Annotated in this window: 9 protein-coding genes and 1 pseudogene; 9 read left to right on the top strand and 1 reads right to left on the bottom strand. The window is 44.6% G+C overall.

Annotation, left to right across the window (positions count from 1 at the left end):
* The first annotated feature begins 229 nt into the window (after positions 1 to 229).
* Positions 230 to 2,080, top strand: a pseudogene (locus N5P32_RS18280) (Tex-like N-terminal domain-containing protein).
* 95 nt (positions 2,081 to 2,175) lie between these two features.
* Positions 2,176 to 2,391 carry a S1 RNA-binding domain-containing protein gene (locus N5P32_RS18275; RefSeq protein ID WP_409371106.1) on the top strand — a complete coding sequence of 72 codons (216 nt, stop codon included), beginning with the start codon at positions 2,176 to 2,178 and terminating at the stop codon, positions 2,389 to 2,391.
* 93 nt (positions 2,392 to 2,484) lie between these two features.
* On the opposite strand, the gene N5P32_RS12960 is transcribed toward N5P32_RS18275, so the two are convergent.
* The gene (locus N5P32_RS12960; protein ID WP_265729459.1) at positions 2,485 to 3,078 is read right to left on the bottom strand and encodes an FMN-dependent NADH-azoreductase; all 594 of its coding nucleotides are present in this window, start codon (positions 3,076 to 3,078) and stop codon (positions 2,485 to 2,487) included.
* A 166-nt stretch (positions 3,079 to 3,244) separates the two neighbouring features.
* Between N5P32_RS12960 and N5P32_RS12955 the strand changes: the two genes are divergently transcribed.
* The 7 genes from N5P32_RS12955 (at position 3,245) to N5P32_RS12925 (ending at position 12,277) form a co-directional block, all read left to right on the top strand.
* On the top strand, positions 3,245 to 3,802 hold the full coding sequence (locus tag N5P32_RS12955; protein WP_265729458.1) for a LysR family transcriptional regulator: 558 nt from the start codon (positions 3,245 to 3,247) through the stop codon (positions 3,800 to 3,802).
* 10 nt (positions 3,803 to 3,812) lie between these two features.
* A complete protein-coding gene (locus tag N5P32_RS12950; RefSeq protein ID WP_265729457.1) occupies positions 3,813 to 4,163 on the top strand; it encodes a LysR substrate-binding domain-containing protein in 351 nt (116 codons plus the stop codon).
* Positions 4,164 to 4,432: 269 nt separating this feature from the next.
* On the top strand, positions 4,433 to 5,794 hold the full coding sequence (gene glmU, locus N5P32_RS12945) for a bifunctional UDP-N-acetylglucosamine diphosphorylase/glucosamine-1-phosphate N-acetyltransferase GlmU (protein ID WP_265729456.1): 1,362 nt from the start codon (positions 4,433 to 4,435) through the stop codon (positions 5,792 to 5,794).
* Positions 5,795 to 5,835: 41 nt separating this feature from the next.
* Positions 5,836 to 7,662, top strand: coding sequence for a glutamine--fructose-6-phosphate transaminase (isomerizing) (gene glmS, locus N5P32_RS12940; protein ID WP_265729455.1), 1,827 nt, complete (start codon positions 5,836 to 5,838; stop codon positions 7,660 to 7,662).
* A 138-nt stretch (positions 7,663 to 7,800) separates the two neighbouring features.
* Positions 7,801 to 8,619: a TnsA endonuclease N-terminal domain-containing protein gene (locus N5P32_RS12935; protein WP_265729454.1), complete on the top strand. Its 819-nt coding sequence runs from the start codon at positions 7,801 to 7,803 to the stop codon at positions 8,617 to 8,619.
* The gene (locus N5P32_RS12930) at positions 8,609 to 10,669 is read left to right on the top strand and encodes a Mu transposase C-terminal domain-containing protein (protein ID WP_265729453.1); all 2,061 of its coding nucleotides are present in this window, start codon (positions 8,609 to 8,611) and stop codon (positions 10,667 to 10,669) included. Before N5P32_RS12935 ends, N5P32_RS12930 begins: the two co-directional genes overlap by 11 nt.
* 21 nt (positions 10,670 to 10,690) lie before the next feature.
* Positions 10,691 to 12,277, top strand: coding sequence for an ATP-binding protein (locus tag N5P32_RS12925; protein WP_265729452.1), 1,587 nt, complete (start codon positions 10,691 to 10,693; stop codon positions 12,275 to 12,277).
* Positions 12,278 to 12,338 lie beyond the last annotated feature (61 nt).

The following is a 12,338-nucleotide window of genomic DNA, read 5'->3' as shown; positions in this document are numbered from 1 at the left end:
ATCTTCTCTGGTAATTTATTAAAATCCATTGAGAAGTGGGCTTGTCATATATTTGATCAAATCAATATACTTTGCTTTCTCTGCATAATAATTGAATTGCTATCAATACATTGTGGTGTGATTTTATACTATTTCAAGTTTGTGTGCGGATTTTAATAAAAAACATCCTAACATGCTAATAAAATAACGTAGTTGGACTGTTAGAAAAGTGTAAACAATAGGGTAATACATGAGTTCTATAGCAGATAACCTAAGTACAGAGTTTTCTATATTAAAAAAACACAGTAACAACATCATTCAATTATTTGAAGAAGGTGCCACGGTGCCATTCATTGCTCGATATAGAAAAGAGAGTACGGGCGGTATGAGCGACATGGATCTGCGTTCATTTTATGATAGATGGCAATACCTAGTGGAATTAGGTAAACGCAAAGAAAGCATCCTCTCATTATTAGCTGACGAGCCAGCGGTAACCGATATTATTCGAAAGAAAATACAGAACGCCACCTCTAAAAATGAATTAGAAGATCTATACGCCCCTTTTAAAAAAGCGCGCAAAACAAAAGCCGATGAAGCAAGAGAGCAAGGTCTGCAACCGCTGGCCGCGCTAATCTGGTCTGGCGATCGTTCGGACAGCGTGTCGGCTGTTTCCGCATGGTGCAAGCAAACGAACAGCAAAGTCACGCCTGAACAGGCTCTAGAAGGGGTGGTAGAGATAGTAAGCGAAACCATTGCTAATGACAGTGACGTACTAAAGCAAGGTCGAGCAGAATTGCTGAAAAATGGACGTATCATCAGTCGCGTATTAAGAGGCAAAAAAGAATTAGGCGAGAAATTTCGAGATTACTTTGATTACCAAGAAGATATAAATAAAGTGCCAGCGCATAGATTGCTGGCGTTATTTAGAGGAAAAAAGAATCCATATTAAAGCTGAGTGTTGCATTGAAATACTCGGCTTCTTACCCGGACACTTTACTCTTTCCTCAATTGAATCAACTGTTTGATGGAACACAACCGGAATCGAATCGTGTAACGTCTGTACAGCGACGTTATTTAAACCTTGCTTGGGATAAGAAACTGCTGCCTAAATTAGAAACCGATGTTTTAACTCAGCTGAAAGACCGAGCCGAAGAAGGGGCGATACAGGTTTTTGCGGATAATTTACACGACTTATTAATGTCGGCACCAGCAGGGGCGTTTCGTGTATTAGGCGTTGATCCAGGTTTTCGTAATGGCGTAAAACTGGCTGTGATTGATGAACAAGGCAGTGTATTAGATCACGGGGTTATTTACCCTCATGGACCTCAAAATCGCACACAAGAAGCCGAAGCTACTTTGCTGTCCCTTATTAATCGGCATCGCATTGCTTGGTTGGCCGTTGGTAATGGCACGGCCTCACGGGAAACCGAAGCGCTTATTAATGCACTAATAACACAACAGCAGCTTGATTGTCGTGCGGTGGTGGTCAGTGAAGCGGGGGCGTCTGTTTATTCTGCCTCACCGATTGCGATACAAGAGTTCCCCGATTTGGATGTCACCATTCGTGGTGCGGTGTCTATTGCTCGACGCTTTCAAGACCCACTTGCGGAGTTGGTAAAAATCGACCCACAGGCGATTGGCGTGGGCCAATATCAGCATGATGTGAAAGTGTCTCTGCTTTCCAAGTCGCTGGGGAATGTGGTGGAAGACTGTGTGAACCGTGTTGGTGTTGATATCAACTTGGCGTCGGTGTCTTTGTTGTCCTATGTGTCTGGTTTAACACAGCGTCTTGCACAAAATATCGTTGAATATCGTCAACAAAAAGGCCGTATTGAATCTCGGGCAGAGTTGTTGAAGATAAAAGGCATTGGAGAGAAATGTTTTGAACAATGCGCCGGTTTTCTAAGAATTCTAAACGGTAAAGAGGCACTGGATCAGTCTGGCGTGCATCCTGAGTCGTATCCCTTGGTGCAGCAAATGGCAGAGCGTCTGTCGCTTAAAGCGCATCAGCTTTTAAACAACAGCCACGCTTTACAACAGCTTAAAAACATGGCGCCGAGCATGGCTCAGGTGGATGATTTTACCTACTCAGATATTTTGACGGAATTAGCAAAGCCGGGTCGAGATCCTCGTCCTGAATTTCGCTATGCGGTTTTTGATCAGACGGTACAAACACTCGATGATGTCCACGAGGGGATGACCTTAGAAGGCGTCGTTACTAACGTGGCGGCGTTTGGCGCGTTTGTTGACATTGGTGTTCATCAAGATGGGCTGATTCATATTTCTCAGCTAGCCAATCGATTCGTGAAAGACCCTAGAGATTTGGTGCGAGTGGGACAAGTGGTGAATGTCACTGTGTTGGAAGTCGATGTACAGCGCAAACGAATCGCGTTGAAAGCCAATGGCTTATAACATTCATTGAGTGTTTTGTTAGGCGCGCAAACAAAAAAACCGATTAACCAGCCGGCTAATCGGTTTTTTTAGATAGCGCGTTGGGCTATTACATTACGCTGCAGAAGCGATTTTCGCTTTAGCTTGGTTGAAAGATTCTTCACCTGGCTCGCCCAATGCTTGGCCGCCTGCAATGAAGGTTTCTTTCACTGTCACACCAACAAAACCTAGGAACGTATTTAGGTAAGGTACTTGGTGATCCATTGGTGTTTCTGCCAAGAAGCTACCGCTTGCAACAAACACGTAAGCGTCTTTGTTTAGCAAGCCAACAGGGCCCGTTTCTGTGTATTTAAAAGTACGGCCAGCACGCGCAATGTAATCAAAGTAAGACTTCAAAGTAGATGGAATACCGAAGTTGTACATTGGCGCAGAAATAGTAACGACATCAGCGGCCTCGATTTCGCTAATCAATTCATCACCAATCGCCACAATGGCATTTTGCTCAGCAGTACGGTTTTCTTCAGGAGTGAACAATGCACCCAATGTTTCGCTGGTAAAGTGAGGCAATGGGTTTGCATCTACATCACGAACAACAACCTTGCCGTCTGGGTTTTTTGCTAACCATTGTTGAATAAATTCGTTTGCCAATTGACGTGATTTTGAGTTTTCGCCAGAAGCACTAGAGTCGATACGCAATAAAGTTGCCATGTTTACATTCTCCGTAATAAGGTATTTAGGATCAGGTCGACCCCGTTTCTTGATTAATGAAGCCATCATATAACCTATATATTCGATAAAAAAGTGACATTTTTTGGAGATATATATCGAAAAATACGATAAATTATTTTCATACCCCCAACCTAAGAGAAGAACTGTGAAAGCCCCAAGAGTAACGTTAGAGCAATGGCGAGTACTGCAATCGGTTGTCGACAAGGGCGGTTTTGCCCAAGCGGCGGAAGCCCTTCATAAAAGTCAGTCTTCGGTGAGTTATACCGTTGCGAAACTGCAAGAACAGCTTGGTTATCCTTTATTAATCATTGAGGGGCGAAAAGCCAAATTGACCGAACGTGGCGAAGTACTGTTACGCCGATCACGTCATTTGATAAAAGAAGCGGTAGACCTTGAAGAGTTAGCTCATACGCTAGGCCAAGGCTGGGAGCCAGAGTTGGAATTAGTCGTCGATCAGGCCTTTCCTACGCCTGCTTTGCTGCGAGCGTTGCAGGCATTTGAACCACAAAGCCAAGGCACACAGGTGCAGCTAAAAGAAGCGGTATTAAGTGGTGGCGAAGAGGCCTTGCGAAAAGGCAGTCCCGATTTGGTGCTCAGTGGCATGGTACCAAAAGGTTACCTTGCGGACCCTATAGTAGAAGTGGAAATGATCGCCGTGGCGGCAAGCAGCCATGTGTTGCACAGCGAGACGGCCCCCGATTAATAATGAACGCTTGAGTCGAGAACTGCAGATCGTGATTCGCGATTCGGCGTCGGAAACCTCAGTAGATGCGGGTTGGTTGGGAACAGATCGTCGCTGGACGGTATCGAGCGTGCAGTCCGCGCTTGAAATGGTGACCAGTGGTATCGGCTTCGCGTGGTTGCCAAAAGCCGATTTAGAATACGCCTTACAAAGTGGCAAACTGAAAAAATTGAAACTGATTTCAGGCAGCGAGCGTAACTTCCATATGTACGCTATTTTTGGCAAAGGGGAGCGAACCGGCCCTGCTACTCGCTTATTAGTGGAACTGCTTCAGGCTGAGTGCAACGCCTGCCCGCGAAGGGGCAGCTTGCGCATTGTCTGATGTTCAAAAATAGGGTTAGAACAACGTATTTAGTCGGGAGATTGTTGCACCATGTTAGGTGTCCGTAATGTCTAATATTGTGCCGATTCTTTCTGACAATCTTTAAGCGTAAGGCGCGTAGACGCCATGAAAAATCAGATTCGGCTTTATTTTTTAAAAATTGTCATTTTATTTTTGACAATTTGGGTTGTGGCGTTTTTGGCAAAAAGGTCTAATGGCTCCATTCTTAATGTATCTATTATTTAAAGACGCCAATACAAGGACGCTTCATGACTCAGGATATTGTAATTCTTGCTGCCGGAAAGGGCAGCCGAATGAAATCTGCTTTTTCTAAGGTTTTGCACAAGGTCGGCGGCAGCGCCATGGTTCGACGTGTACTGACTACCGCCAGCGCGCTACCGAACGCAAAATTACATCTGGTCGTGGGCCATCAGGGTGATCAGGTGGAAGCCAGCTGTCAGGATTTTATGGCCAATGTTGTTTGGCAAAATGACCCACAAGGCACGGGAGACGCGCTGCGTCGAGTCGCGCCTTATTTGCAGGACAACGGCGCGACCTTGACCTTGTATGGCGACGTACCACTCATTCGTGCCAGCACGCTTGAAAAAATGACGGCTTTATCCACACCGAATACTCTAGTGCTATTGACCATTTCTCTCGATAACCCAACGGGTTACGGCCGCATTGTGCGTGATGAACAAAACAAAGTCGTGGCCATAGTGGAGCAAAAAGATGCGACCGACAGTCAGCTGGCAATTAAAGAAGTCAATACCGGCATTCTGTTAGCACCCAACTCTCACCTGCAAGGCTGGTTAGCAGCATTAACAAACAACAATGCTCAAGGCGAATATTACCTTACCGATGTGATTGCCATGGCAGCGCGAGATGGTGTGGACATTGTCACGGTTCATCCTGAAAACGAAGCCGAAGTGGCTGGTGTGAACGACCGTATTCAATTGGCGGCACTGGAGCGTGAGTTACAGCACCAACAAGCCATTACTTTGATGCAAAACGGCGCGACACTGTTCGACCCTGCTCGCATTGATATCCGTGGCGAATTGACCACGGGGCAAGACGTGATCATTGACGTCAACTGCGTGTTTGAAGGCAATGTGGTGTTGGGTAATGGGGTTGAAATTGGACCGAACTGTCATCTTAAAAACTGTCTTATCGGCGACAATACCATCATTAAAAGCAACACCATGATTGACGAAAGTGAAGTCGGTGATGCCTGTGATATCGGCCCTTTTGCGCGTCTGCGTCCTGGAACGGTTTTAGCGAATAACGCCAAAATTGGTAACTTTGTAGAGACCAAAAAAGCGCTCATTGGAGAAGGCAGTAAAGTGAATCACCTGAGTTACATTGGAGACACCGAAATGGGCGCCAATGTGAATGTTGGGGCGGGTACCATTACCTGCAACTACGACGGCGTTAATAAACATAAGACACAAGTGGCCGATAATGTGTTTATCGGCTCTAACACCTCATTAGTTGCCCCTGTTCAAGTGGCAGAAGGCGCAACGATTGCCGCAGGCTCGACCATCACCAAACGGGTTGGTGAGAAGCAATTGGCTTTTGCCAGAGCGCGTCAAACAAACAAAGATAATTGGCCTAGGCCAATTAAAAAGTAACGTTTTACCTTTAAAGTTAAAGACCAAAAAAGGATGATCTCATGTGCGGAATAGTGGGTGCCATTGCACGTCGTAACGTATCAAAAATATTAATCGAAGGACTGAGCCGCCTTGAATACCGTGGTTATGACTCTTCTGGTGTGGCCATTAACAACGAAGAAGGTGTCTATTCGCACCGTGCCGTAGGCAAGGTTCAAGCACTCAAAGACAAATTTGACGCTGTGCCATTGGATGGAAAAATGGGCATCGCACATACGCGTTGGGCAACCCATGGCAAACCAACGGAAGCCAATGCGCATCCGCACTTTTCTGGTGATGACCTTGCATTGGTTCATAACGGTATTATCGAAAATCACGAACCATTACGTCGTGAATTAAAAGCCAAAGGCTATGAGTTCAAATCCGAGACAGACACCGAAGTCATCGTTCACCTTATTCACGATGCCATGAAAACACAGCCAGACTTGCTCAAAGCCGTTCAAGCTGCGTTAACAAAACTGCATGGGGCGTTTGCGATTGGCGTGGTGCAAAAAGACGACAACGAACGCTTTATCGCAGCGCGCAAAGGCAGCCCGCTTGTCGTTGGTGTGGGCATCGAAGAAAACTTTGTTGCGTCTGACCAGCTTGCATTGTTACACGTTACCGACCAGTTTATCTTTTTGGAAGAAGGAGACGTTGTCGAAGTAAGCCGAAACAGTGTGGTTATCTATGATGAAAAAGGCGAACTGCAAGACCGCCCAATCAGCGTGTTTAATCACAATGTGGATGCCACAGACAAAGGGGAATTTCGTCATTACATGATGAAAGAAATCTACGAGCAGCCAAAAGTGATCAGCGCCTGTTTAGAAGGTCGGATCAGCGAGAGCAAAGTGCTGACAAGCTGTTTTGGTGCCGATTCTGGATTCTTAAAAGACGTGGAAAATGTTCACATCGTGGCGTGTGGCACCAGCTACCATGCAGGCATGGTCGCGAAATATTGGATTGAGGATCTAGCTGGATTACCTTGTACGGTCGAAGTCGCCAGCGAATACCGTTACCGAAAAGTGGCTGTGCCAAAAAACACCTTGTTTTTGACCCTATCGCAATCGGGCGAAACCGCCGATACGTTAGCGGCATTGCGCATGGCAAAAGAACTCGGTTATTTGACGACTCTGGCTATCTGTAATGTGCCATCTAGTACGCTAGTGCGTGAGTCAGCGCTTACTTTGCTAACAAATGCTGGCCCTGAAATCGGCGTGGCTTCCACCAAAGCCTTTACCACTCAGCTAACCGCGTTATTGATTACCAGCGTTGCCATCGCGGTAGAAAACGGCTTATCAGCCGACAAAGAAAAAGAGCTAGTGCAAGCCATGAAATCTTTGCCTGCGTACGTTAACGATGCGTTATTGACTGACGGTCATATCAAAAAAGTCGCGGACCGCTTTGCCAATAAAACCAACGCCTTGTTCTTAGGGCGCGGCACCATGTTCCCTATTGCGCTAGAAGGTTCTTTGAAACTAAAAGAAATCTCTTATATTCACGCCGAAGCCTACCCAGCAGGGGAATTGAAGCACGGCCCATTGGCGTTGGTGGATGAAGACATGCCGATCATCGCCTTGGTTCCACACAATGACATGCTCGATAAGCTGAAATCAAACCTGCAAGAAGTCGCCGCTCGTGGTGGTGAGTTATACGTTTTTGCGGACAAAGACACCGACCTTCATAATGAAGACAATATTATCTTCACCGAAGTGCCAAAGGTCGACAGCATTTTAGAGCCGATTGTTCATACCATTCCGCTGCAATTATTGTCTTACCACGTTGCCGTTGTGAAAGGTACGGACGTAGACCAGCCAAGGAACCTAGCGAAAAGCGTTACCGTAGAATAACGAGATTAGGAAACGAGATTGTGTTGTACGGTGACATTATAGTTTGATAAAAGACATTATAGTTTGATATTTTACAATAATGTTTGATATTTTTTTAGGCCTTCTGCTATGCTCAAAGAGTAAGCATGAGGCCTAAAAATGTTAGATTCTGAGAAACTAGTTGATCTTCAAGATGAGAAGAAGTTAAAAACCAGAGGGATTGGTTCAGGGGAAGACTACGAGCCCTTTATAAAAGTCCACGAAATAAGTAGTACTGGTGAGAGCTATCGCATCCGAGGTCGAAACACCTCTAGAGCTCATCATCTTTTATCTCGTCTTGAATTTTCTGCTTTCCTTGTCTTTGATCGCTTCCATCTTACCTACGACATCAAAGAGCAATTTCCTCTACCTGTAGCTGATACCTTGAGTATTTGTTCTCGTTTGGGAATTAAGCACCCCCAAATACGCAACAAATTGAAAGTCGTTACCACAGACTTAGTTGTGGAGCTGAAAGGCAAGCCATCTATTGCTATTGCTGTTAAATACGCCAGCGATTTAGACAATGTGCGTACGGTAGACAAACTTCAAATCGAAAAGCTGTATTGGGAAGAGCTTGGTTATGAATGGAAACTTTTCACAGACCAAGAGATTCCAGCGGTCGTAAAAGAGAATCTTGAATGGCTTCATGCAGCCAGCCAGAATTCCCATGACCTATACGAAGAGTTGTCTTTAGAAGATATTTCGACAGTGATTAACCGGTTATCAGGCTCTGAGAAGAAGCTTGCTACAGTTTGTGCTGCTATGGATGACCTATACGATTGCAGTGCAGGCTTTCATATTGGTGTGATTCGTAATGCTGCTGCTGCAAATTTGATTGATGTTCCTTTAGATATTGTATTTAGGAATTGGCGTGCAACGGATGTGTCTATCGTTCTAGGCCTAGATTCATGTAAAGCTGGATTGTCTGATGTATCTTAATAAAGTATTTCTTGACCCTCACTTGGACCATCCAACCCATGTCCGAATTGTTTATGAACATGTCGATTTCTTAATGCTTATCGATATACACGATGAAAAAGCGTGGCCATATCGCGTAAATCTAGATGAGTTCGAAAGTTTGTCACTAGAAGCCGTGCCAGATCCAATTTTGTTGGCCACCCCCGAAGCAGGCTCTAAAGCGGAAGAGATAAGAGATCGGGCTTATCGATCCGTAGCTTTATTGTTAACGGACTATTTTGCCTTATTTGATAAAAAGCTGAGGAATCAGAAGATTAAGTCAGTTTTAGAAGCAACGGATGAGTCTAGGCTGTATGTGACTCGACAATTGCGTCGATATTGGCAGAGAGGACTTTCTCCTGACTCCCTTGCTCCAGACTACACAAAATGCGGTGCTCCTGGACAAAACCGACTAGCAATTCAAAAAACAGGGAGTAAACGCACAGTATCCCATGGAGAGGGACTTGCTATTACTGATGAGATAGCAAGTCTTTTCAAGTTGGCTATTGAAGGCTTCTATTTAGTTAATAATGATGTAGACCTAAAAGGGGCTAGGACAAAGGCGAATGGCTTTATTAAGTCAAAGTACCCTAAGGTGAAAAAAGAAGATTTACCCACTTATAGGCAGTTCCGATACTTCTACAACAAAAACTATGCAAAGCCTCTTGTTGTGCAAGCTCGCACTCCATCTATTCAATATGCAAAAGATGTTACACCTAGCCACAGCACTTCTACCACAAATAACTTTGGACCAGGGGCTCGTTATGAAATCGATGCGACCATAGCGGACTTGCACCTTGTTTCAGGCCATGACCCAGATCGGATCGTAGGCCGCCCAATCGTATATAAAGTCAAAGATGTGTTTAGTCGTATGACTGTTGGCTTGTATGTTGGGTTAGAAAATCCTTCTTGGGCAACCGCATCGATCGCCCTCGCGCACGCGTTCTGTGACAAAGTTGAGTACTGCCGTAGATTCGGTATTGAGATTACTGAAAGTGATTGGCCAAGTATTGGGACCCCTGCAACGATTACAGCTGACCGAGGAGAGTTGCTTGGCAAACACGGAGATATCTTAGTTAACCGATTTGGCATCACTTTATCGAATACCCGAGCATATCGCGGTGATGATAAAGGCATAGTCGAAAAATCATTTCATATGATGCATGTAGATATTCTTCCTTATGTGAAAGGGAAGGTCGAACCTGTAAATGGAAAGAAAAAAGCGGGGAAACGAACAGAGCTATCAGCGAACCTAACGCTTTATGATTTCACAAAAATGGTGATCATCTCTGAAATCAACCGCAATACATCCATTCCATTAGAGGGCTACGACTTTGAATCTGATATGCCCGCAGATTTGGCTGCGATACCTGTAAGGCTATGGCATTGGGGCGTTAAAAATAGAACGGGTGTTTTGAGGGAAGTAGATCCAAAATTCACCTATGTGAACATGTTGCCCCATAGCAAAGCTACGATATCTCCTTCAGGCATATGTTTTAAGGGCATGTATTATACCTGTGCAGAAGCAGTTGAACTTGGCTGGTTTCATAAAAATAGATCAGTGCCTCGTCCAAAAAGCTTAGAGGTAGCTTACGATCCTCTGAACACCAATGTTCTATATGTGAGACCAGACAATAAGTTTGATAGTGTATGGGAATGCACATTGCAGAGTCGAAGTCGTAGATATCAAGACATGAGCTTAGTTGAAGCAATGTCAATTCAATCTGAATCGAGATCAACATATTCTGAAGCTCAACAAGAAGCCGATTATCAAGCACCAGATCTTCAAAATGAGCTTGAGATGATTGCCCAAGTTGCAGAAAAGAGACAAAAGTCTTCGGATCTATCTAACAACTCGCAGCGACTAAGTGGAATTCGTAACAATCGAGAGCAAGAAAAAAAGTCAGAACGCCAGAAAAATAGAGAGTCCGCTAAATCGCCTAAGAAGAAGGAGGCAGCGACAGTTACTTCTATCCATTCCGGTAAACAAGTTGAACAGGGGTTCGACTACCCAGATTTGGATGATTTTTAAGGGATAATCACATGGCCGTATTTGAAACAGCGAGAATACATAGATGCAGAGATCAAAGAATACGAAGATCACCCATTAATCAATGCACTGCCACCGATTAATTCGCCAAAAGACACAGCGGAATTGATACGACGTATTCCGGTTGTAAGTCCTGAAGAGGTGGCTCTTCCTGCTCATATCCGTCGACATGCCATGTTGCGAATTATGGATGGTTTTTTATACCCAACAAAAGCGCATCTACAGTTAGAGCAAACGATCTCTACTATGATTCGTCAAGGCTATTTGAGTCGAAACATAGCCAATAAAAGCTATCAAGAAACATTGAATCGAACAGAGAAGCTAGCAGATGACAGCCGTAATGCTGGAAATGAAGCATTAGTAAGCTCTGTTATTGGCTGTTCGGGTGCTGGTAAATCAACAGCCGTTGAAGCCGTCTTGTCTGGCTATCCTCAAGTCATTATGCATTCCTCTTACCAACATGTTCAGATTGTCTGGCTTAAAGTAGAGTGTCCTCATGACGCCTCTGTAAAAAGTCTATGCATCAACTTCTTTCGTGCTCTAGACGAGGCATTAGACAACAACGGACTATATGAAAAGCAATACGTAAAACCACGAGCAAATGCTGAAATGTTGCTGGGGGATTTTGCGAGAATTGCCGCTTTGCACTCAATAGGCCTACTAGTTATTGATGAAATTCAGCATTTAGAGCGTTCGAGCTCTACGAATGTGTCTGATCGAATTCTTCGGTTCTTTGTGCAGCTAACGAACACGATTAAGCTACCAATACTGTTTGTCGGGACGCCAAAAGCCTATGAGCTATTTTCTCCTAGTATGCGTTCGGCTAGACGTGCTTCACAGTTTGGCAGTATCAATTGGAATCGATTCAATACCACAGACAGATCCGGTAAAGGCTCTGATTGGGATAGGTTTTTCTCTCAGTTGTGGGCTTTACAGTGGTTCAAGTCACCTCAGCCCCTAACGAAAGAGATTAAAACGCTTTTCTGGGACTACTCTCAGGGCATTGCCCATGTTGCGGTAACACTTTTTTACTTATGTCAGACAAGAGCTGTGACAGTGGGTAGAGAAGTGATCTCCAGAGACTTAGTGGAAACCGTATTCAATGAAGAGCTTCATATGATCAAACCCATGATCAAAGCGCTTCAAAGTGGCCGTGATTCAGAAATACAAAAGTATGATGATCTAGAAATACCAAAAGCAAGCATAGTTCAGAACGCAGTGGTTTCAGCTCCAGTAAATGAAAATACGGAGCTTAATAGAGAGGATGAGCATGATTTCCCTGAGCAGACCAAGCTATCTAAGCTGATCAATATGCTTGAGCAAGCGGGTATCGGTGAAGACATTGCGCCCACTGTGGCAGAGCAAGCTGTGTCAGAGCTTCCTGACGCCAACTTATTTCAGCTGCTTGCGCATATCAATAACTTGCAGAATAAAGAGCCAGTGCCCCCAGTCAAAGAGAAGCCAAAAGTCGTTAAGCTAAAGCCTAGGTATGTTGAAAACGACCTGCGGTTAATGGTTAACAGTAAAAGTGGCAGTTACAAGGCTATGAAGGCTGAAGGGGTTGTGCTCCATCTCTCTGATTATTTGTAAAAATGACCACTCAGTTTTCTGCCATTCCCTGTCAATAAAACCATCCAAAAGAGTTGGTTTG

This window comes from Marinomonas pontica, from assembly GCF_026191375.1.
Taxonomy (GTDB): Bacteria; Pseudomonadota; Gammaproteobacteria; order Pseudomonadales; family Marinomonadaceae; genus Marinomonas; species Marinomonas pontica.
The sequence above is the reverse complement of the archived record's forward strand: the minus strand, read 5'-3'. Positions and strand labels throughout refer to the sequence as shown.